Consider the following 20033-nt stretch of genomic DNA (forward strand, 5'->3'; position numbering starts at 1 on the left):
GGTGCCGAGTAGGTCACGGCGGCGCGACGGACTCACCTCCTCGCGGGGCGGCCCGCTGCCGGGCTCCGCCTGAGCGGGAACCATGACGGGACGTGATGGTCGTAGTGGACGCTTCCGTGCTCGCCAACGCCCTCGTCTACGCCGACGCCCGACTCGCCCGCACCGCCACCCGCTACTGCACCATCCACCTCGTCGAATAGGCGCGTGTCTCACGTCGGGTATTGCTCTAAGGGCTAAGCACAGACGAGCAACCGAACCGGCGCCAGCGGCCCGCGGTACGCACCGGGACGCAGGTGCAATGGAATGGCAGCTGCCACCATGCCGCATTGATCGTTTTCGTCTATCGTCGCGGAACATGAACAGCGGCCACGAGCATGAGCTCCCCGCCCAAGGGCACGGGCACGGCGGGCACCCGCGCGGCGGACGGCATGACCACCACGCGAGCGGGCGGTGGACGCGGCTTCGTCACGGCCTGTCAGACCTGGCCGGAGGGCACAGCCACGACCCGGCGGACCAGATCGACGACGCGTTGGAAGCCGACACCGCCGGCCGCCGCGCCCTCCTGATCAGCCTGGCCGGTCTCGGGCTGACCGCCGCCCCGCAAGCCGCCGTCGTGGCACTGTCCGGATCGGTCGCGCTCCTCGGCGACACCCTGCACAACGTCGCCGACGCGCTCACCGCGGTCCCCCTGCTCATCGCCTTCACCGTGGCACGCCGCCCGGCCACCGCCCGGTTTACCTACGGCTACGGCCGCGCCGAGGACCTCGCCGGCCTCGCCGTCCTCGCGATGATCGCCCTGTCGAGTGCGCTCACCGCCTGGGCCGCGATCGACCGCCTCCTGCACCCCCAGCGCGTCGGCCATCTGGGAGCGGTCGCCGTGGCCGGGCTCGTCGGCTTCCTCGGCAACGAGATCGTCGCCCGCTACCGCATCAGGATCGGCCATCAGATCGGCTCCGCCGCCCTCGTCGCCGACGGCCTACACGCCCGCACCGACAGTCTCACCAGCCTCGCGGTGCTCCTCGGCGCGGCCGGTGTCGCGGTGGGCTGGCACTGGGCCGACCCCGCCATCGGCCTGGCGATCACCCTGGCGATCCTCGGAGTCCTGCGCTCCGCCGCTCGCGTCGTCGGGGCCCGGCTCATGGACGCCGTCGACCCCGCCGTGGTCGCCGAAGCCACCAGGGCGCTCCTGCACACCGAGGGCATCGAGGCCGTCCGCGAACTGCGGCTGCGCTGGATCGGCCACACCCTGCGCGCCGAAGCCGACGTCACCGTCGATGCGAACCTGACCCTGACCGCCGCTCACGACCTCGCCCACGCCGCCGAAGCCCACCTGCTGCGCCGCATCCGCCGCCTGTCCGCCGCTACCATCCACACCAGCCCCACCCACCACCACGCCGCCACGACGGTCCCCTAAGCCGCACCGCCGATCATGCTCGGTCACGGCGCCGCCGGATCGGTGCCCCGTGCCCAGCTCAGTGCCCCGTGCCCAGCTCAGTGCCCCATGCTCAGCCCGCCGTCCACGGGGATCAGCGCACCGTTGATGTAACCGGCCTGCGGGGAGGCGAGGAAGGCGACGAGGGCTGCGACGTCCTCGGCCTCACCCATGCGGCCACCGGGGACGCCGGCGGTGAGCTGCTCCCGCTGCGCCTCGGTCAGCGCGTCGGTCATGTCGGTCCGGATCGGCCCCGGAGCGACCACGTTCGAGGTGATGTTGCGCGGAGCCAGCTCGCGGGCGAGGGAACGGGCGAAGCCGATCAGGCCGGCCTTGGACGCCGCGTAGTTGGACTGGCCGGGGCCGCCGACGGAGGCGACGACGGAGGAGATGAAGATGAGCCGACCACGACGCAGCCGCATCATCGGCCGGGAGGCACGCTTGGCCACCCGGTAGGCACCGAGCAGGTTCGTGTCCACGACCTCCTGGAACGCGTCCTCGCTCATCGTCGCCAGCAGGGTGTCCCGCACGATCCCGGCGTTGGACACCACGATCTCCACCGGCCCGAGCTCGGCTTCGATCTCCGTGAACGCCTTGTCGACGCTCTCACTGTTGGCGACATCCAGACGGACGCCCAGCATCCCCGCGGGGGCGGTGCCCCCGCGGCTGGCGACCGCGACCCGCTCACCCGCGGCCGTCAGGGCGGCGGCGCAGGCGGCGCCGATCCCCCGATTACCACCTGTTACCAGTGCGACACGACCCTCATTTGCGCCCATGGGTCGGATGGTAGCGGCCACCGCGTCGAATCCCGGTGTCCGCCGACGATGAGGCCTCAACCGCCGGCCGGCATCGGCTCGGCCACCCTCGCGGTCCTCCCTGGTGTCGCCCCGAACCGGTCACGCGGACCGGTCGCACGGGCGGGACGATCGCACGGGCGGGACGATCGCACGGGCGGGACGATCGCACGGGCGGGACGATCGCACGGGCGGGACGATCCGGGGGGACGATGCGCACATGCGTCTGATGATCCGAGTTCAGCCGGGCGCCGGGCGGACCGCGGTGGGCGGCCGGCGCGAGGACCCGCTGCACGGCCCGCTGCTGATCGTCCGGGTCACCGAGCCTGCCGTCGACGGCCGGGCCACCGAAGCCGCCCTGCGGGCCCTGTGCGCGGCGCTGCGGGTGCGCCGGGGAGATGTCCGGCTGGTCCGCGGCGCGACCGGCCGGGTCAAGGCCGTCGAGGTCGAGGTGGCAGCGGTCGACGAGCCCGCGCTCCGGATCCGGATCGACGAGCTCGGCCGGGACGGCTGACCGCCGGGGCGGCAAGTCCCGCCGCGGCAGTCCTGGCAGGGCGGTTCCGGCATCACCGGGCTGACGCACGACGGCCAACGCCACCGCGATGGAACGCGGATGCTGAAATGGTACGGCCACCGTGGTGAAGGTGGGATACCGACGCGGACACACCATGTGACGGCGACGGGCGCCGCCGATCCGGCCGGCGGCGCAACCTCCGACCGGCACCGCACCACCGCGCGTCCGGACTTTGGGAGGTCGGAGTCGTGGGACGTAGGCCGGTCATGCGCAGGCCCGATGTCAGACCGGTGGAGGCGGCGCACACGCGCTCCGGCCGGGGGGATATGATCATTACACCAGACGACGCCGCGGGGCCGGTCCCGGCCCGGTCCGTGGATCCGCCCGTGCCGGGGACCGACGGTCGGGTCACCCACGACGACCGGGCCGAGGGCGGCGGTCCGCCGGGAGACGCCAGCCCCCCGACCGGACCGACGAACGGAGACGACGTCGTGGGAACCCAGACCTCGCCGACCGCGGCCCGGGCCATCCCGGGGCCCCCAGACCCGGCCATGCCAGACCCGGCCATGCCGGGGCCGCCCGGTGGCGTACTCGACCTCGCCGCGCTGGCCGCCGTGGAACGGCGGCTGCGGAGCGTCGCGGCCCGGATCATCGACGGGGACGAACGCGCCGGGCAGCGGCCCGCGGTCGCCGCCGAGTCGGAACGGGCGGCCGTGGCCTCGGTGTCGAGCATCGCCACGGTGCTGTGGTTCGACGCCCTGCGCGCCGAGGACCGCGTCAGTGTGACTCCACGCGCCGCCCCGCTGATCCATGCCGTTCATCACGTCCTGGCGCACGCCAGGCCGACGGCCGAGAAGACGGCAGCCGAGAAGACCACGGCCGCATCGCCCGTCCCCGCCGTCTACCGGCTCCCCCACGTCCGGCCGGGTGAGATCCGTCCGAACGGGGTCCGTTCCGGGCCCGATGGTCGGCCGTTGCGTGCCCTCGGCGCCGGCAACATCGGACCGAGCGGGACGGTCTGGGCGGCGTTGGCACGCCGTTATGCCGGGGAACGCTTCGACCGGACTCCCCGGGGTCGGCAGATCTGTCTGATCGACTACTCCGAGCTGCACGACCCGACCGTCTGGGAAACGATCACCGATGAGCGGGTCGCTCATCTCGGCGAGCTGTTCTGGGTGGTGACGGTGTCCGGCTCCGCGCCGACCGGACCGGTCGGCGGCATCGGCAAGCCCGCCCGCGCGGCGCGCATGTTCGAAGCCGCCGGTTGGCAGGTGCTCACCGTCCGATACGGACGCGTCCTCGAAGCGCTCTTCCGGGCTCCCGGCGGTCACGCGCTTCGCAACCGCCTCGACCAGCTCCCGATGGGCGAGTACCGCGCGCTGCTGCAGGCCCACGGAGCCGACCTGCGCCGCCGGCTCGCCGGTCCCGGTGCGTCCGGCGCCGGCATCAGCCGCCTGCTGGACACCCTCACCGATGACGAGATCCATGCCTGCCTGCGCGATCTCGGTGGCCACGACCTTCCCCTGCTGATCGACGCCTTCGACGAAGTCGCGGCGGACCGGCCCACGGTCCTGTTCGCCTACACCAGCGACGAGCTCGCCCGGGAGGAGCGCTCCCACGACGAACAGACCCACGGCGAACAGACCGCCGACCACGCGTCCGCGGCCCCGTCCGCCGGACCGGGCACGCCGCCGGCCGCCGGCGGTGGCACCCGCCCGGTCCTCCGGCCGGGAGACGACGCCGCGGCCCACCGCCTCGCCCGGCACGTCGCCGGTTACCTGGACCGGGTGCCGGTGCCGCTCGGCGCGGCACCACCCGTGCCGACCGACTCCGACCACCGCTTCCCGGCGTGGATCTCCACCCAGGAGGCATTCGGCGGGATGTTGCGGGACCTACCCCGGCTCGCGCCCCAGGCAGCCACCGCGGTGCTGACCATCAGTACGCGCAACGCCGACCCTGTCCTCGCCGACTGGCTGGCCGCGGCGGACCGGACCGATGGGGAACAACCGGGCCGGCACGTGGCCGGAGGCCTGTCGGCCACGGCCTTCGGCGGGGTGCTGGCCTCGCTGGGAGTGGCCTGGAGCCGCCAGGGTCTGCCGCTGCTGCCCATCGGAGTCGCCGACGAGGTGGCGGCCGGACGGGTACTGCCCGGCTGGATGGCCGGCGCCACCGCGGACGCCCGATCGATACTCGCCGTGGCGGACACCGGTCTCGACCCGGTCGTCCGCAACCTGGCCTGGAACGGTGGCAACGTCGTCCCCGCCCCGGTGGCCGCGACCTGGGAACCGGCCTTCGCGCACGATCTCGCCTGGTGCCTGCTGGCCGGCCTCGGCGGGCTGGCCCGCCTCGACGGCACCTCCTGTGTGATCCGGCTCTCCGCCCGCCAGGTCGATCAGCGCCTCGCCGAGGTCCCCGTGGACGCGCTGGAACGGCACCGACGCCGGGCCCTGGTCCTCGCCGGGGGGTACCGGCTCCACGAGGGCGGTCCCGACGCCGCGCTCACCCTCGTCGGGGTGGGTGCGGTCATGCCGGAGGTGCTGCACGCCGCGGCGGAGCTACGCGCCGGCCTCGGCCGGGAGATCACGGCCGTGTGCGTGACCTCCCCGAACGCGATGTTCCACGCGCTGCAGGCCCGGCGCGGGTTGGCCGAGGGTTCCGACGCCCTGCTCACCGAGGTGTTCCCCGCGGACCGGCGCACCCCGATCGTGACGGTGGTCGACGGGGACCCCCGTGCCCTGAGTTTCCTCGCCGGCGTCCACGGAGATCCCATCTCCGCCCTCGGTTCGAGCGCGCCGCTGCCGGAGGCCTCCGGGCCGCCGGGAGGGACACCGGGGGACACCGACCCGGGCTCATCGGCCTCCGGCGCCGGCGGCCACGCCGGTAGCGGCAGCCTTGCCCGGCGGGACACGGCCTCGTCGCGGGACCACCGTCGCCGCCCACCGGTGGAGCTGGACACGATCGTCGGAACGGCCCTGGATCTGCTGGACGAGACGGCCGGCTGATCCGGGCCAGGGACCCCACCGTACCCGGATCCCGGGACCCCGACCGCGCCCGGACCCCGACGGCCCGCCGTGCTCAGATCCCGACGGCGTGCACGCCGCCGTCGACGTGGACGATCTCGCCGGTGGTGGCCGGGAACCAGTCCGAGAGCAGCGCCACGCAGGCCTGGGCTGCCGGCGTGGTGTCGTGGACGCTCCAGCCGAGCGGCGCCCGGCCGTCCCAGACCTCCTCGAACTGGCTGAAGCCCGGGATGCTCTTGGCCGCCATGGTCCGCAGCGGGCCGGCCGCGACGAGGTTCACCCGCACGCCCCGGGGTCCCAGATCACGGGCGAGGTAGCGGGTGGCGGAGGCGAGGCCGGCCTTCGCCACGCCCATCCAGTCGTACGACGGCCAGGCGACGGACGCGTCGAAGTCCAGGCCGACGATCGACGCCTTCTCGGCGAACAACGGCAGGGCGGCCCGGGTGAGCGACGCCAGCGACCAGGTGGAGATCTGCAGGGCGGTGCCGACCTCGGACCAGGCCGCCTCGACGAACGGCTTCCCACCGAGCACCGATTCGGGCGCGAACCCGATCGCGTGCAGCACGCCGTCCAGGCCGTCAACATGTTCGAGCACCTGCCCGGCCAGCCCCGCGAGATGCTCTTCGTCGGTGACGTCCAGCTCCACGACGGGCGCCAGGGTGGGCAGTCTCTTGGCGATGCGGCGGGTCAGCGACAACCCCCGCCCGAATCCGCTGAGGACCACCGCCGCACCCTGCTCCTGGGCGATGCGGGCGACGCTGAATGCGATCGAGGCTTCCGTGAGAACACCGGTGACGAGAACGCGCTTACCTTCGAGAAGTCCGCTCATGGGCTGCATACTCCCAAACATCGCCGTCCCGGTAGCGACACCGCTGCCGGGAAGTCGTCCCCGCCGTCAGCGGCGGATGCCGTCGCCCGCAGCCCGTCCACCGTTGCCCGCCCACCACCCGCCCGCTCGGCGCTAGGGCGACCGGGCGGCCTGCAGCCGCCGAGCCGTGCGGATCACCGGTTCGACGAACCGGGCCGCCAGCGGGCCGAGGACGGCCATCAGCAGCACGTAACAGGCGGCAAGCGGGCCCAGCCGGGGTTCGAGGCCGGCCGCCACCGCGAGGCCCGCGATGACGATCGAGAACTCGCCGCGTGCGACGAGGGCGGCCCCGGCCCGGAACCGGCCCATGGTCCCGATTCCCGCCGAGCGGGCGGCCCACCATCCCGTCATGACCTTTGTCGCGACTCCGGCGATCGCGAGCAGGGACCCGGTGAGCAGCGCCGGAGGGATCTCAGCGGGATCGGTCTGCATGCCGAAGAAGACGAAGAAGACCGCCGCGAACAGATCGCGCAGCGGCCGCAGGACCTCCTCTGCACCCTCGGCGACTGGTCCGGACAGGGCGATGCCGACGAGGAACGCACCCACCGCGGCCGACACCTGCATACGCTGGGCGACCCCGGCGACTAACAGGGCCAGCCCCAGGGCCCGGAGCAGCAGGATCTCGTCGTTGCGGTGGGCCTTCGGGTTGAAGACCAGCCGGGTGACCTTCTCGCTGTGCCGCAGCGCGATGTAGAGCACCGCCACCAGGACTCCGAGCGCGATCGCCACGGTCAGCGATCCCCGCACGAACGTGTGATGGGCCAGCAACGCGGTGAGAACCGGCAGGTACACCGCCATGGCGAGGTCCTCGAGCACGAGGACGGACAGAACAACTGGCGTCTCCCGGTTACCGAGCCGCCCGAGGTCCCCCAGCACCTTCGCAATGATCCCCGAGGAGGAGATGGCCGTCACCCCACCCAGAACGACCGCCGCCGTCGGGCCCCAGCCGAGGAGGAACGCGGCGACGACCCCGGGGGTGGCGTTGAGCGCCAGGTCGAGCACCCCGGCCGGCGCCTGTCTGCGCAGCCCGGACAGCAGCTCGTCGGCGGTGTACTCCAGACCGAGGGTAAGCAGCAGGAGGACGACCCCGATCTCCGCGCCGACCCCGATGAACTCCTCGCTGGCACCGAGCGGCAGCAGGCCACCCCGGCCGAACGCCAGCCCACCCACCAGGTACAGGGGAATCGGTGAGACACTGATGCGCAGCGCGAGGTGCCCGAGGACTCCTAGGCAAAACAGAATCCCGCCGAGCTCGAGGAAGGTCGTCGCGGTGGAGTGCACGCGGTCCCGACTGCCCTCCCTGCCCGCGTCAGCCGTTGCGGAGCAACATACCGACGGATGCGGTGTTCTCCGGCGTACCGACGACAACGACGACGTCTCCGGCCTCGAATCGGAAGTCCGGCCGCGGGGATGCGAGCACCTGCTGGTCGCGGACGACCGCGACGATGGAGGCGCCGGTGCGGGTACGGGCCTGGGTGTCCCCGAGCTCGCGGCCCACGTAGGGCGAGCCGGGCAGGATCACGATCTGCTCACCGACGAGCCCGGCGAAGGCACGGTTGAGGTCGGCGAGCTTCTCGACGATGCGCGGGGCACCGAGCAGCTCGGAGAGCACGTCGCCCTCCTCCGGCGTCAGCGCGATGGACTCACGCGAGGCGTCCGGGTCGTCCGCGTCATAGATCACGAGGTCCCGGCGCCCGTGATGATGGGACACGACTCCGAGCCGGCGGCCGCTGCGCGTCGCGAAGTCATGCCGCAGCCCGATGCCAGGCAGCGCGGTCTCCTCGATCTCCACAGCAACCTCTCCGGCGCTCCGATGGCCTGCCTTCCCAGGAAGGCCCAGATGACCAGCCCCATCACACAGTAGTCAACCATCCGCGACCGCGCCTGGACGGTGTGCCCGCCCGGCCCCTACCCCACGGAGCGCGGGGATCCGCGGATCCGCGCGCTCCGTCGGCGTGTCGGCATCACGACACGTATCGGTCGAGGAGGTCGAGGAGATCCCCGCCACGATGTTCTTGCGTGACGCGTTATGACGGAAGAACGTCGCAGTAGGACAATGCCGCAGTAGAGCAGCGTCGCAGTAGAGCACCCTCTCCTCGCCCCGCCCACGATCCACTCAGGAGGGTTACCCGACGTGCTGACCCGAAGCGCCCGCCTGTTCCGCCGGATCGCCCTGACCGTACTGGGTCTCGGCGTCCTCGGCCTCGGGATCGCGATGTTGGCGCTGCCGGGTCCGGGATTCCTCGTCGTGGCGCTCGGGTTCTTCATCCTGAGTCTGGAGTACGAGTGGGCGCGCAGCCGTTTCGAGCAGGCCCGACGCAAGGCCGCCGACCTCGCCGATCAGGCGGCCGCGAACCGGTTCTCGTCGGCGTTCACGATTCTGTTCGCGCTGGGGATGATCGCTGCGGGAATCGCGTGGATCGTGGTCGACACCCTTCCCGCGTCCTCCGGGTGGTCCGGCGGAAGCCTGATCCTCAGTGGGCTCGTCATCCTGACCACCATGATCGTGAGTCTCTGGCAGACGAAGGAGGCCCGCGATGCCGGCCGGCCCACGCCCGCCGAACTCCTCGCCCGGCGGGAGCTGGAGAAGAGTCGATCCTGATGGGCGAAAATCTACTGGCCCTGGGTGACCTGATTGATTCCGAGTACGTGCGGCTGGGCGTACACACACTTGTACAGGGCCGCGCGGTCGGCGGTCGACGCCTTCGCGACGTCGTACCGCAGCGGATAGATCCGGCTGGTGGCCAGCTGGTTGCGGTCCTTCGGCAGCTGGATGGCCCTGCCCACCGAGGGGCACGCGGCGCGCACCGCGTCCTTCTGCGCCTCGGTGGCTCCCGGGGCGAAGTACACGACGGCCTCCTGTTGCGGCGGCGGCCCGTCCAACGTCGCGTAGATCCCGAAAACGATCAGGCCGATGGTGGCGAGTACCGCCACGACGACCATCGTCCGGCGCCGAGGGTCGGCCAGGTAGCGAGCGGCACGGGCGGCAGCAGGTGACGACGGTGGGGCCACGTGGTGAGTCCTGTCACATCGGGGAAGGAAATCTGGTCCGGACGACGGCTGGAGCACCGCCATGACCGGACCCCCAACGTAGTCCGCCGAGCGGGTCCGTAAGGTAAACGCCCTCATGAGGCTTAGCGACCTCCGCCACGGGTGACCGCCGGCCCGCCGCTGCGCGGCGTGCTCGTACCGGTTCACCGTCGACCGGCGGCGCTGTGCCCGCGATCGCGCCCAACGGCGGGCGACCCCGATGACATCGACCTCGATGATCATCAATTATTCGACGATCATCGATCCAGCGATGATCACAACCAGTGGACCATGGGAGCGAGGAACAGGTCGTGCCATCCCTGATCGAGGACTACGCGCTGATCGGCGACACCCACTCCGCGGCGCTCGTGTCGCGCACCGGGTCGATCGACTGGCTGTGCCTGCCCCGATTCGACTCGCCGTCGTGCTTCGCCGCCCTGCTCGGCGACTCCGAGGCGGGCCACTGGAAGATCGCTCCCGTCGAGCCGGTCCTGGGCGTCAGCCGGCGCTACCGGGGCGACACGCTGGTCCTGGAGACGGACATGACGACCGCGTCCGGCACCGTGCGCATCGTCGACGCGATGTTTCCCCGCGCAGGCACGCACACCGTGCTCCGCCTGGTCGAATGCCTCGAAGGCGCGGTCCACCTGCGATCGGAGACCCGGTTTCGCTTCGACTACGGCTCCATCGTGCCGTGGGTCCGCCGGGTGGACGAGCACACCATGTCGGCGGTGGCCGGGCCGGATGCGGTCACCCTGCGGACGACCGCCCCGATGGAGGGGCACGACATGGCCACCTACGCCGACTTCCACGTCGCCGCCGGCCAGTCGGTACCGTTCTCATTGACCTGGACCCCCTCCCATCAGACTCCCCCGCCGTCCCACGACGTCCGGCGCATGATCACCCTCACCGAGGCGTGGTGGTCGGACTGGATGGCGGGCTGCACCTACGACGGCCAGTGGCAGCCGGCCGTCCGCCGGTCGCTGATCACCCTCAAGGCGCTCACCTACGCCCCGACCGGAGGGATCGTCGCCGCCGTCACGACCTCGTTGCCGGAGCACATCGGCGGCGTGCGCAACTGGGACTACCGGTACTGCTGGCTTCGGGACGCGACGATCACGCTGCTCGCCCTGCTCGACGCCGGGTTCACCAGCGAGGCGACCGCATGGCGGGAGTGGCTGCTGCGCGCGGTCGCCGGTGACCCCTCCCGGGTACAGATCATGTACGGCGTTGCCGGGGAACGCCGGCTGCCCGAATACGAGATCCCGTGGCTACCGGGGTACGAGAACTCCGCCCCGGTGCGGGTCGGCAACGCCGCCGTCGACCAGTTCCAGCTCGACGTCTACGGCGAGGTCCTCGACGCCCTGCATGTCGCGCGGGTCGCGGTCGCCAACCGTCGCCAGACCGTGCCTGGGCTGGCGCTCCCCGGCGGGCAGACCATCACCGAGAGCCATGCGGACGACTCCTGGCCGCTGCAGACCAAGCTGATGGACTTCCTCGAGACCGGCTGGCGGAAGACCGACGAGGGCATCTGGGAGGTGCGCGGCCCCCGCCGCCACTTCGTCCACTCGAAGGTGATGGCCTGGGTCGCGGCCGACCGGGCGGTACGCGGGATCGTTGAGTCCCGGCTACCGGGCCCTGTCGACCGCTGGTCGGCGCTGCGGGACGAGATCCACGCGGAGGTCTGTACCCGTGGGTTCGACTCCGAACGCAACACCTTCACCCAGTTCTACGGCTCCAAGGAACTCGACGCGGCGCTGCTGTACATGCCGCTGGTGGGGTTCCTGCCCGCCACCGACCCCCGCGCCGTGGGAACAGTCGCCGCCATCGAGCGGGAGCTGATGGAGGACGGGTTCGTCCTGCGGTATCCGACGGCCGAGGACGGCGCGGTCGACGGACTGCCCGCGGGCGAGGGCGCCTTCCTGGCCTGCACCTTCTGGTTGGCCGACAACTACGCCCTGTCCGGGCGGGTCCACGAGGCTCAGGAACTGTTCGAACGCCTGCTGTCGTTGCGTAACGACGTCGGGCTCCTCGCGGAGGAGTACGACCCCAGGCTGGGCCGGATGACGGGCAACTTCCCGCAGGCGTTCAGCCACGTCCCCCTGGTCAACACCGCGCGGACGCTCACCGACGCGCTGCGCGGCACACCGCGCTCGCGCACCGACCGGGCCCACCCGCCCGGCCACTTCTTCGGCTGAGCCCGCGGGACACCCGACTGACTACCGGCTCGTAACATACCGTGCACGCCGATACTGGATTCGTACGATCGGCGTGATCGGGATTCACGTTTTCGACGGACGGACAGGGGACGGGCGTGGTAGGTCGCATCGCGGTGATCGGCGGTGGAATTCTCGGGCTGGCGGTCGCCCGTCGGCTCGGGCAGGTCGAACCGGGATCGGCCGTGACGGTGTTCGAGAAGGAACAGGACATCGCCCGGCATCAGACCGGCCGCAACAGCGGCGTCGTCCACGCCGGTCTCTACTACGTCCCAGGTTCGCTCAAAGCGACCCTGTGCCGCCGTGGGGTCGGGCTGCTGCGGGAGTTCTGCGCCACGCACCGCATCCGGTACGACGAGTGCGGCAAGATCGTGGTCGCCGTCGACAACAGCGAGCTCGAACGGTTGGCCGAGATCGAGAAGCGGGCGACGGCGAACGGCGTACCGCGGACCCGGATGCTCGACGCCGACGAGCTGCGGTCCGTCGAACCCCACGCCCGCGGGGTCGCCGCCCTGCACTCACCCACCACCGCCATCGTCGACTATCCCGGGGTCGCGCGGGCCCTGCGTACCGAGATCGTCGCCGCTGGCGGGGCCGTGCGCACCGGAGCCGAAGTGATCGGGGTGGAGGATCGTCCAGCCGGCGTCCACCTTCGCCTCACGGTCGCCGGAACCGCGCGCGCGCGGCCCAACGGCAATCACGAGATGGCGTCCCGCAACGGTGGCCGGGTCGCCGTCGTCTCCGAAAGCGTCGGGCCGTTCGACCTGCTGATCTCCTGTGCCGGGCTGCAGTCGGATCTGGTGGCGACACTGACCGGCGAGGACGCCTCCCCGCAGATCGTTCCCTTCCGGGGCGACTACTGGCTGCTGCGCCCCGAGCGGCGTGGCCTCGTCCATGGGCTGATCTATCCGGTTCCGGATCCGCGATATCCCTTCCTCGGTATCCATCTCACCAAGCGCATCGACGGGGAGATCCTGGTCGGGCCGAACGCGGTGCTGGCCACTGCCCGAGAGGGGTACACGGTCGGCACCGTCCAGGGCGCTGACCTGCGACGGACGCTCGCCTGGCCGGGGTTCCACAAGATGGCGAAGACCCACTGGAAGACCGGCGCCAAGGAGATGCTGCGCACGGCGAGCAAGCGGGCCTTCGTCGCCGAGGCCCGGCGCTATGTCCCCGAGCTGCGGGCCACCGACGTGGTTCGTGGCCCCGCGGGAGTCCGGGCCCAGGCCGTCGCCCGCGACGGTAGCCTCGTCGACGACTTCGTCCTGTCCCACAACGGGCGGGTCGTGCATGTCCGTAACGCGCCATCTCCCGGCGCGACGGCGTCGTTGGCGATCGCTGAGCACATCGTCAGCAAAATCGTTCCTGAACGGGCCAGCTGACCGGCCTGAGAAACCGACAAGCCCGAGATTGACAATCCCGCGGCAACCCGTGCATCAAACCCGACGCGGCCGCCCACCAGGCCACGGCAGACGCTGGGATGGGCGAAGCCGGTCGAGGTTTTCAACGATTTACTGGCGAAGCACGCGTCGCCGTGACCGCTTGATTCCACACAGGTATTGGCGGCTCTCCGCAGTTCAAACCAGTCGTGGAAGTCGGACAGCTCCCGGGACACGGTCCTCCCCTGTCCTCGAGCGATCAACCCGGACCGGGTCCAGATTCCCTCTCGCTCCTTGAGGCCGATGTGACCTCTGGTCGAGGATGGCGCAATGGCGTGGTGGGACCGGCCGCCCGGAGCGGAGGCTCCCCCGCCCCGGGCGGCGCGTCCGAAGGGACCGGACACCGGTATACCGCCGTCGGGATGCGTCGACGGCGGTATACCGGCAGACCCGCGCAGGGCCGCCGTTCACACCGTGTAGGGACGCTTCTCCCTGGCCTCCGCGAGCGCGACCGCCCACCACTCGAGTTGCCTGATCAGGGTCTGGGCAGCGGTGTTGCAGCCTTCGGGATCCTTGGGCGTGCCATCGGCGTGGAACCGGTCCCAGGCACCGTGGAAGCTGACCGTATCGCGGATGGTGACCGCGTGCAGCTCGGCGAAAACCTGGCGCAGGTGCTCCACCGCGCGCAGGCCGCCCGCCTGGCCGCCGTAGGAAACGAAACCCACCGGCTTCGCCTGCCACTCGGTGTAATGCCAGTCGATGACATTCTTGAGAACGGCCGGGTAACTGTGGTTGTACTCGGGGGTGATCACGACGAAGGCGTCGGCCGCGGCAAGCTGCCGGGTGACGTCCGCTAGCTCCGCGACTTCTGGACCGCTGGAGGTACCCAGCCTCTCCGGCAGCCTGACGTCATCGAGATCGACGACGCTCGTGACGATCGAATCGTGGGCGGATACCTGCTTGATGAACCACTGGGCGACCACCGGGGCGAAACGTCCTACCCTGTTGCTTCCAATAACTACCGCGAGGTTGGTGGGCTGATCGAGCATGAAAGTCCCCTATTCCGCGGATCGGCGAGATCCGCTCTCGCCAGCAGGCGCCCGGAACTCTAAAACCTCAACCATGATTGAAGTCAAGGCCCCCGGACAGTGGGGCGAGCTGCTGTACGGGCGATACACGGGAAAGATGAGCGACTCGGCCCGGGGCCGCTGCGACAGCATCCCGAACGCCACTTCTCGGCTCCGTTGACCTCAACCATGGTGGAGGTTGCAGGCTCTGTGAGGTCACCGCCCGTCACCAGATGCAGCAGGGCGCTTCGAGGGAGAGTAAGGATGCCAGCACTGGCCGCGCCCACCCAGGGGCCGGAACTCAGCCGGACGGCAACCCGGGTGGTCCTCGTCGGGCTCCTGGCCGGTGTGTTCATGTCCGCTCTGGACAGCACGACCATGGTCAGGTAGTTGGCTGCTTGACGCTGCCTCCGGCCCTGGCCAGCGGTCCCAGCTGGTCCAGCGCGCGCAGCGTCGCGTCGGCGTCGGTGATGGTGAGCAGCCCGAACAGGGCGCGACGGACACCACGAGCGCGCAGCCTCTCGAGCGTGGCCTCGTCGGGATCCATGAGCGGAACGGTCACCGGTGGCGTCGCCACCCCGGCCCGGTCCGCCTCCTCGGCCAGCTCGTCCAGGCCTTGGATCAGCTGGTCGACCGGAAGGGGTGGAGTGAGCCAGCCGTCGCGCCCGGCGATGATCCGGCGGAAGGTCGTCGGGCCCCATCCCCCGATCCAGACCGGCGGATACGGTCGCTGCACAGGCTTGGGCCACTGGAAGACCGGATCGAAATCGACGAAGCGACCGTGGAACTCCGCCTCCTCGGTGGTCCAAAGCGCCTTCACCGCGGCCAGCCGCTCCCGCATCAGCGCCATTCGAGTCGCCGGGTCGGTGCCGTGGTTGCGCATCTCCTCACGCAGCCAGCCGGCGCCGACGCCGAGTTCGAAACGGCCCTCGCTGACCAGGTCCAGGCTGGCCGCTTCCTTCGCCAACAGGAGCGGGTCCCGCTGGACCACGAGCGCGACCGCGGTGCCCACGCGCAACCGGGTGGTCGCGGTCGCCGCGGCCGTCAGACTGACGAAAGGATCAAGATTTCGGTAGTAGTCGCGGGGAATCTCGCCAAGCTCGGGGTGCGGTGTCTCCCGTCGGGCGGGGATGTGGGTGTGCTCGGTGACGAACAGTGATTCGAAGCCGCGCTCCTCGATCACCCGGGCGAGCTGAGCAGGCCTGATCTGTTCGTCAGTGACCGCGGTGAAGATCCCGATATCCATGCGTCGCACCGTAGAGTCTGCCATCAGTGTCAGGGTCAAGAGCGAGGGCTGGAGGCTGGTCCTGATGTTGATCGGCGAGCTGTCGACACAAACCGGCGCCAGCGTGCGGTCCTTGCGCCATTACGAGAAGAACGGACTGCTCGTGGCGGAGCGCGGCGCCAACGGCTACCGCCATTTCCCGGAGTCCGCGGTGGAGACGGTGGCCCGGATCCAGGTGCTGCTCGGCGCCGGACTGTCGGTGGCGACGATCCGCCAGGTGCTGCCCTGCACCATCGACGCGACGCCGCGGATCGTGCCGTGTGCCCAGCTGTCGGCGACACTGCGCCGCGAGCTGGACCGGCTGGAGCTACAGGCCGCGTACCTCGATCGCGCACGTTTCCTGATCTCGACGATGCTCGCGGCCTGAGCGCCACAGGAAGTAGCCGGGCCTCCGGGGCGCAGAACCCGTCAGCCGCCGATACTAGTGGACCTAACGCACCACGATAAGAACCGGTCAATCTTGGTTGCTGGCCCTGAAATCACCGTCCGGCCGGTCGCCACACGTGCCCCGAACAGGGACGATGCTCGGTGACCACGCCGACCGGAACATCGCCTACCGGGTAGAACACGTGTTCCGAACACCTGGCGGTTCCGGGCACTTCCGGGCTTCCTGGTGACCGTGCGCGTTGGGCACCGTGGTCGCGTCCACCCTCCTCTTCCGCCTCTGAATGTGCCCGTGCTCGGGTCGCGGTCGCGCCGAGGAGGGGTGATGGTCAGAACGTCCGCACCCGGGGGCGATGTACCCGCGGTCAGTGCGGCTGATCGAGCTGACTGGCGACGAGCGGGAACTCTGCCTTCAGGAGCGTTGCCAGTTGCTCCTGAAGCTCGCGCAGCGCGGTCGTGGCGATGCGCCACACGATTGACCAGTCGACCTCGAAGTACGCGTGAACAGCGATGTTGCGGAAGCCCGTGACGGACCGCCACGGCACATCCGGCCAGCGGTCGCGGATCTCGGGCGAGACTCGACCGGCTGCCTCGCCGATCACCAGGAGCTTCTGCAGAACGGCGCTCTGGATCAGGTCGCTCGCCAGGAAGGCGGCCTCGTCGACGTCCTGGACGAACGTCGTCGCGGCAGCCGCCGCTTCGATCATGTCGACGAGGTAGAGCTCGTCACGCCGCATAGAGGACCCGAGCCTCCGCGAGTACCCGGTCGCGGATGACCCACTTCAGCCGGGACTTGGGTACCAGGTCGACGTGCCGACCGACGATCTTTTCGAGCTCGTCCCGAAGATCGACGATCTCGAAGCCAAGCTTCGAGTCGGGCGCCAGCACATACAGCAGGTCGACGTCCGAGGAGTCGGTGTCGTCGCCACGAGCCACCGAGCCGAAGACGGAGAGCTCGGCGACCCCGTAGCGTCGGCACACCTCGGCGATCCGGCTGTCACGAAGGTCGACGGTCACCTCGCCATTATCGCCTCCAGGCAGCCACGACCGCACGGCTCGGACACCGCCTCCAACGAGGTGACCTGACCCCGTCCGAGGAACAAGAAGGCCGGGGCGACCAGCGGTGCGCCCAAGAGATCACCTTCCGGACGGGTCACGCGGCACACGTCCGGGGCTACGAATTCTTGTTCGGGGAGGTAGCGCGTTAGCCAACTGGCGGCATCTCATGCCAGGGTGACCATTCGGACCAGGCTTCCCAGTTGGGACGGTCATCGTCGGCGAGCCAGTTCCATGCGTGGGGCTTTGCGACCGGCCCCGCTCGGGGCGGCCGCGGCGGATCAGCGAGCTGGAGCGCGCCGAGCTGACCCGTCGCGGCCTGACCGGGGACATCTCGGCCTCCAGCGTGCGACGGATCCTCGCGGAGCATCCGGTCAAGCCCTGGCGCTACCAAAGCTGGATCTTCCCGCGGGACCCGGAGTTCACCGCGAAGGCCACCGTCGTCCTCGACCTTTACCAGGGCCAGCCGCTCGGCCCGAACGACCGGGTGATCTCCGTGGACGCCAAGCCGTCCATCCAGGCCCGCGCCCGGATCCACCCGACCGCTCCACCCGCCCCGGGGCGGGTCATCCGGGTCGAGCACGAGTACGAACGCCACGGCGCGCTCGCCCTGCTCGCCGCGCTCGACGTCCACACCGGACAGATCACCGCCACTACCCCGCCGACGAGCGGCATCGCCCCGTTCATGGCCCTGCTCGGCCAGATCATGGCCCAGGACCGGTACAAGAAGGCGGACCGAGTGTTCGTCATCGTCGACAACCACTAAGTTCTGCGCGAACCGCTGGTCCGATCTCTTCGACCTGCCTGTTCTGCCTTCCACCCACAAGCCGGATCGATCGATCAAACCTATTTGCCCAGGTCAGATGCCAACTACACGGCGTAGTGGACCATGTGTACCAGCATCCGAACCGTTTGATCTTGGTTGCTGGCCCTGAATTTACTGTCCGACCGGTCGCTACCCGGGCTCTCACCAGGAAGGATGCCCAGTGACCGCACCGGTCACTATGTCATCTAGCGAATCGAACACATGTCCCGAACTCCTAGTGGTGTCGGACGCTTCGGCCCGTCTCGCGACCGTGATCGTGGGTGTCGTGGTTGGGTCGACGGTTTGTGGTCGGGTTCGGGAGATGTGATGCGCCGTGAGGTCGCACTGAGCGCGATATGACCCGGTCTGGTCAGGCGACGTCGAGCCAGGCGCGGAGAGCCTGGCGGATGACATCGCTGGCGTTGGTGTGCTCGGCTTGGGCGCGGGCGCTGAGCGCGGCGCGCAGTTCGGGGTCGAGGCGGACGGGGACCACCTCGCCCGGGGCGGAGCCGAGGGGCCGGCGTCCGCCGCGGCGGTGGAGGTGGGCGACGTCGTAGCCGGTCTCGGCCTCGGCGGCCAGGTCCTCGACCAGCTCGTCGGTCACGGGTACGCCGCCTGCCGTCCGGCGGGCGGTCTCCTTGTTCGTCATCGTGCGCTCTCCTTGGTCACGGCAGGAGATCCCGGTATTGGGAACGCATCCGCATGGCATGAATGATCAGTTCCGTGCCGTCGTCGAGGAGCAGGACGACGATCTCCAGCAGGTTGCCCGCCCCGCCCGGGCCGAGCCGCAGTTCACGCCAGGGTGGCCCGTCGTCGTCCAGCGAGTAGGCGACGACGTACCGCTCGGCGGCGTGGAGGATGTCCGCGTCGGCGACGCCATGCTTACGGGCCGACCGATGGATCTCCACCCATCAATCGTAATACGAAACGGGCTGGCACTCGCAGAGCCCGAAGGGTGGTTTCGGGTGGGGCCTGCCCGTCGATGCACTGTGGCGCCGGACCGCAGTGGCGACCCAGGGCTCAGCAAGGCCGCTCGCCGCCGCCCAGGGGCGACCGAGCCGCCTCAGCCCAGTTCAGGGCACGTGTACCACAGCAGACGGACTCATAACGGAGATGGCCACACCGGACGAGGACGCCTCCAGCAAGCCGGCGGTACCGAGCGAATGCCGAAACAGCATGTTCCTCCAGATATCCGCGGAGCGGCACGCTACGCCGCGTCCGGAGCGACGGGTCGGTTGGAGCACGTCGATCACGTTGCGCGCTCTCCAGAGGCCTGCGCTGCTGGAAGGCTCTTGACGAGAAAACTCGTCTGCTCGGCTTCCTCGCGTTCCACGCCATCCTGATCGACCCAGGTCCAGCGATCGACATAGCGTTGCACCCGCACGACGTAGCCGAGTCGCCGGTAGAGGCGGGCGGCCTCGGGGTTGTCGGCAGCCACACCAAGACCGACCGTCCGGCTGCCATGCGCTGCGACCAGCATCTCGGCGTGACGAAGAAGGTCTCGGCCTATCCCGTGCCGGCGCTGCTCCGGCGGCCACACCCCGAGCGCGTTCAACTCCGGACAGCCGCCTGTCTCCCGCCGCACTTCGTCGACGTCGCAACCCGTCCAGATGATCAGCAGATGTCCCACGGGCCGCCCAGCCAGCCAGGCGACGAGGTATGTCCCCTCTGGCGACGCTCTGCCGTTCGAACCGTCGGCGGTGAAAGCTCGTCCGGCCTGCCGCCGGGATGCACCGGTCAAGGAGATCAAGATCCGTCTGTTCGCAGACGCGGATCTCCACCGACGACACCCGATCAGGATAGAACCCTCCATCCGCCGCTTGGCTCGCCCTGCTGGGCCCCGCACCATGGGCAGGTCACCGTCGGCGCGGACACAGGCACCATGAACCGCGCGCCGAACGGGCTGCCAGGACCCACCCGAGCGCCAGCGCCGCCGTCACCCAGTGAAAGGCCACGGCCACCCCGGATGTCCTCCGACGTCGCCGCCGCTCAGCACTCGGCAGACAGGCGGTTCGCATGGTCGCAATATGGTCGGTCGTCCAGCCGGGACTCGAACCAGCTGGCGACGCCCTGACCAGCACCATCGCATGGCGCTGGAACTCAGATGATAGATCGAGAACCACATTCGCCCAGGTCAAGGTCATGATCAGAAAAGAGGTGGACCTGGTGCACCACAATAAGAG

Annotated in this window: 21 protein-coding genes; 9 read left to right on the forward strand and 12 right to left on the reverse strand. The window is 70.1% G+C overall.

Annotated features, from left to right (window positions below; all coding sequences use genetic code 11):
- Window positions 1–355 precede the first annotated feature (355 nt).
- The gene (locus BMG523DRAFT_RS18845; protein ID WP_035913003.1) at window positions 356–1414 is read left to right on the forward strand and encodes a cation diffusion facilitator family transporter; all 1059 of its coding nucleotides are present in this window, start codon (window positions 356–358) and stop codon (window positions 1412–1414) included.
- Between the two features lie 77 nt (window positions 1415–1491).
- Here the strand turns inward: BMG523DRAFT_RS18845 and fabG are convergent, their stop codons facing one another.
- The gene (gene fabG / locus BMG523DRAFT_RS18850) at window positions 1492–2208 is read right to left on the reverse strand and encodes a 3-oxoacyl-ACP reductase FabG (protein ID WP_035734332.1); all 717 of its coding nucleotides are present in this window, start codon (window positions 2206–2208) and stop codon (window positions 1492–1494) included.
- Between the two features lie 238 nt (window positions 2209–2446).
- On the opposite strand from fabG, the gene BMG523DRAFT_RS18855 reads away from it, so the two are divergent.
- Window positions 2447–2740 (forward strand): DUF167 domain-containing protein, encoded by a 294-nt coding sequence (locus BMG523DRAFT_RS18855; RefSeq protein WP_011436332.1) that lies wholly within the window; start codon window positions 2447–2449, stop codon window positions 2738–2740.
- 266 nt (window positions 2741–3006) lie between these two features.
- The gene (locus BMG523DRAFT_RS18860; protein WP_051623950.1) at window positions 3007–5742 is read left to right on the forward strand and encodes a pyruvate dehydrogenase; all 2736 of its coding nucleotides are present in this window, start codon (window positions 3007–3009) and stop codon (window positions 5740–5742) included.
- Window positions 5743–5815: 73 nt separating this feature from the next.
- Here the strand turns inward: BMG523DRAFT_RS18860 and fabI are convergent, their stop codons facing one another.
- The 3 genes from fabI to BMG523DRAFT_RS18875 form a co-directional block, all read right to left on the reverse strand.
- The gene (fabI, locus tag BMG523DRAFT_RS18865; protein ID WP_023840387.1) at window positions 5816–6589 is read right to left on the reverse strand and encodes an enoyl-ACP reductase FabI; all 774 of its coding nucleotides are present in this window, start codon (window positions 6587–6589) and stop codon (window positions 5816–5818) included.
- Window positions 6590–6721: 132 nt separating this feature from the next.
- Window positions 6722–7909, reverse strand: coding sequence for a cation:proton antiporter (locus BMG523DRAFT_RS18870; RefSeq protein WP_043591809.1), 1188 nt, complete (start codon window positions 7907–7909; stop codon window positions 6722–6724).
- Between the two features lie 28 nt (window positions 7910–7937).
- Window positions 7938–8420 (reverse strand): cation:proton antiporter regulatory subunit, encoded by a 483-nt coding sequence (locus tag BMG523DRAFT_RS18875; RefSeq protein WP_011436328.1) that lies wholly within the window; start codon window positions 8418–8420, stop codon window positions 7938–7940.
- Window positions 8421–8762: 342 nt separating this feature from the next.
- Here BMG523DRAFT_RS18875 and BMG523DRAFT_RS18880 point away from each other — a divergent pair, with 342 nt between their 5' ends.
- Entirely contained in the window at window positions 8763–9230 is a 468-nt protein-coding gene (locus tag BMG523DRAFT_RS18880; RefSeq protein WP_011436327.1) for a PGPGW domain-containing protein, read from the forward strand.
- 11 nt (window positions 9231–9241) lie between these two features.
- Here BMG523DRAFT_RS18880 and BMG523DRAFT_RS18885 read toward each other — a convergent pair whose 3' ends face one another.
- Window positions 9242–9640: a hypothetical protein gene (locus tag BMG523DRAFT_RS18885; RefSeq protein ID WP_023840386.1), complete on the reverse strand. Its 399-nt coding sequence runs from the start codon at window positions 9638–9640 to the stop codon at window positions 9242–9244.
- A 329-nt stretch (window positions 9641–9969) separates the two neighbouring features.
- Between BMG523DRAFT_RS18885 and BMG523DRAFT_RS18890 the strand changes: the two genes are divergently transcribed.
- On the forward strand, window positions 9970–11856 hold the full coding sequence (locus BMG523DRAFT_RS18890) for a glycoside hydrolase family 15 protein (RefSeq protein WP_011436325.1): 1887 nt from the start codon (window positions 9970–9972) through the stop codon (window positions 11854–11856).
- A gap of 116 nt (window positions 11857–11972) precedes the next feature.
- The gene (locus BMG523DRAFT_RS18895; RefSeq protein ID WP_023840385.1) at window positions 11973–13256 is read left to right on the forward strand and encodes an L-2-hydroxyglutarate oxidase; all 1284 of its coding nucleotides are present in this window, start codon (window positions 11973–11975) and stop codon (window positions 13254–13256) included.
- Between the two features lie 464 nt (window positions 13257–13720).
- Here the strand turns inward: BMG523DRAFT_RS18895 and BMG523DRAFT_RS18900 are convergent, their stop codons facing one another.
- Window positions 13721–14302 carry an NADPH-dependent FMN reductase gene (locus tag BMG523DRAFT_RS18900; protein WP_011436323.1) on the reverse strand — a complete coding sequence of 194 codons (582 nt, stop codon included), beginning with the start codon at window positions 14300–14302 and terminating at the stop codon, window positions 13721–13723.
- A gap of 282 nt (window positions 14303–14584) precedes the next feature.
- Here BMG523DRAFT_RS18900 and BMG523DRAFT_RS27040 point away from each other — a divergent pair, with 282 nt between their 5' ends.
- Window positions 14585–14710: a hypothetical protein gene (locus tag BMG523DRAFT_RS27040; RefSeq protein WP_023840384.1), complete on the forward strand. Its 126-nt coding sequence runs from the start codon at window positions 14585–14587 to the stop codon at window positions 14708–14710.
- Here the strand turns inward: BMG523DRAFT_RS27040 and BMG523DRAFT_RS18905 are convergent.
- On the reverse strand, window positions 14703–15566 hold the full coding sequence (locus BMG523DRAFT_RS18905) for an LLM class F420-dependent oxidoreductase (RefSeq protein WP_011436322.1): 864 nt from the start codon (window positions 15564–15566) through the stop codon (window positions 14703–14705). The two genes, BMG523DRAFT_RS27040 and BMG523DRAFT_RS18905, sit on opposite strands and share 8 nt — an antisense overlap.
- 64 nt (window positions 15567–15630) lie before the next feature.
- Here BMG523DRAFT_RS18905 and BMG523DRAFT_RS18910 point away from each other — a divergent pair, with 64 nt between their 5' ends.
- Window positions 15631–15972, forward strand: coding sequence for a MerR family transcriptional regulator (locus BMG523DRAFT_RS18910; RefSeq protein WP_011436321.1), 342 nt, complete (start codon window positions 15631–15633; stop codon window positions 15970–15972).
- Between the two features lie 382 nt (window positions 15973–16354).
- Here the strand turns inward: BMG523DRAFT_RS18910 and BMG523DRAFT_RS18915 are convergent, their stop codons facing one another.
- Window positions 16355–16726 (reverse strand): DUF86 domain-containing protein, encoded by a 372-nt coding sequence (locus tag BMG523DRAFT_RS18915; protein WP_011436320.1) that lies wholly within the window; start codon window positions 16724–16726, stop codon window positions 16355–16357.
- Entirely contained in the window at window positions 16716–17006 is a 291-nt protein-coding gene (locus BMG523DRAFT_RS18920) for a nucleotidyltransferase family protein (RefSeq protein ID WP_035912985.1), read from the reverse strand. Before BMG523DRAFT_RS18920 ends, BMG523DRAFT_RS18915 begins: the two co-directional genes overlap by 11 nt.
- A gap of 277 nt (window positions 17007–17283) precedes the next feature.
- Here BMG523DRAFT_RS18920 and BMG523DRAFT_RS18925 point away from each other — a divergent pair, with 277 nt between their 5' ends.
- Entirely contained in the window at window positions 17284–17811 is a 528-nt protein-coding gene (locus tag BMG523DRAFT_RS18925; protein ID WP_023840382.1) for a transposase, read from the forward strand.
- A gap of 409 nt (window positions 17812–18220) precedes the next feature.
- Here BMG523DRAFT_RS18925 and BMG523DRAFT_RS18930 read toward each other — a convergent pair whose 3' ends face one another.
- The 3 genes from BMG523DRAFT_RS18930 to BMG523DRAFT_RS18940 all read right to left on the reverse strand — a co-directional run bounded on the left by BMG523DRAFT_RS18930 (window position 18221) and on the right by BMG523DRAFT_RS18940 (window position 19480).
- The gene (locus BMG523DRAFT_RS18930) at window positions 18221–18499 is read right to left on the reverse strand and encodes a ribbon-helix-helix domain-containing protein (RefSeq protein ID WP_011436317.1); all 279 of its coding nucleotides are present in this window, start codon (window positions 18497–18499) and stop codon (window positions 18221–18223) included.
- Between the two features lie 16 nt (window positions 18500–18515).
- Window positions 18516–18758: a hypothetical protein gene (locus BMG523DRAFT_RS18935; protein ID WP_011436316.1), complete on the reverse strand. Its 243-nt coding sequence runs from the start codon at window positions 18756–18758 to the stop codon at window positions 18516–18518.
- 341 nt (window positions 18759–19099) lie between these two features.
- On the reverse strand, window positions 19100–19480 hold the full coding sequence (locus BMG523DRAFT_RS18940) for a GNAT family N-acetyltransferase (protein WP_235463245.1): 381 nt from the start codon (window positions 19478–19480) through the stop codon (window positions 19100–19102).
- Window positions 19481–20033 lie beyond the last annotated feature (553 nt).

The sequence above is a fragment of the Frankia sp. BMG5.23 genome (assembly GCF_000685765.2).
GTDB classification, from domain to species: Bacteria; Actinomycetota; Actinomycetes; order Frankiales; family Frankiaceae; genus Frankia; species Frankia casuarinae.

What these genes read in the sequence shown, in the direction of transcription:
- BMG523DRAFT_RS18845 (WP_035913003.1), top strand. Translation starts at nt 356, where the DNA reads ATGAACAGCGGCCACGAGCATGAGCTCCCCGCCCAAGGGCACGGGCAC.
- fabG (WP_035734332.1), bottom strand. Translation starts at nt 2,208, where the DNA reads ATGGGCGCAAATGAGGGTCGTGTCGCACTGGTAACAGGTGGTAATCGG.
- BMG523DRAFT_RS18855 (WP_011436332.1), top strand. Translation starts at nt 2,447, where the DNA reads ATGCGTCTGATGATCCGAGTTCAGCCGGGCGCCGGGCGGACCGCGGTG.
- BMG523DRAFT_RS18860 (WP_051623950.1), top strand. Translation starts at nt 3,007, where the DNA reads ATGCGCAGGCCCGATGTCAGACCGGTGGAGGCGGCGCACACGCGCTCC.
- fabI (WP_023840387.1), bottom strand. Translation starts at nt 6,589, where the DNA reads ATGAGCGGACTTCTCGAAGGTAAGCGCGTTCTCGTCACCGGTGTTCTC.
- BMG523DRAFT_RS18900 (WP_011436323.1), bottom strand. Translation starts at nt 14,302, where the DNA reads ATGCTCGATCAGCCCACCAACCTCGCGGTAGTTATTGGAAGCAACAGG.
- BMG523DRAFT_RS27040 (WP_023840384.1), top strand. Translation starts at nt 14,585, where the DNA reads ATGCCAGCACTGGCCGCGCCCACCCAGGGGCCGGAACTCAGCCGGACG.
- BMG523DRAFT_RS18905 (WP_011436322.1), bottom strand. Translation starts at nt 15,566, where the DNA reads ATGGATATCGGGATCTTCACCGCGGTCACTGACGAACAGATCAGGCCT.
- BMG523DRAFT_RS18910 (WP_011436321.1), top strand. Translation starts at nt 15,631, where the DNA reads ATGTTGATCGGCGAGCTGTCGACACAAACCGGCGCCAGCGTGCGGTCC.
- BMG523DRAFT_RS18915 (WP_011436320.1), bottom strand. Translation starts at nt 16,726, where the DNA reads ATGCGGCGTGACGAGCTCTACCTCGTCGACATGATCGAAGCGGCGGCT.
- BMG523DRAFT_RS18930 (WP_011436317.1), bottom strand. Translation starts at nt 18,499, where the DNA reads ATGACGAACAAGGAGACCGCCCGCCGGACGGCAGGCGGCGTACCCGTG.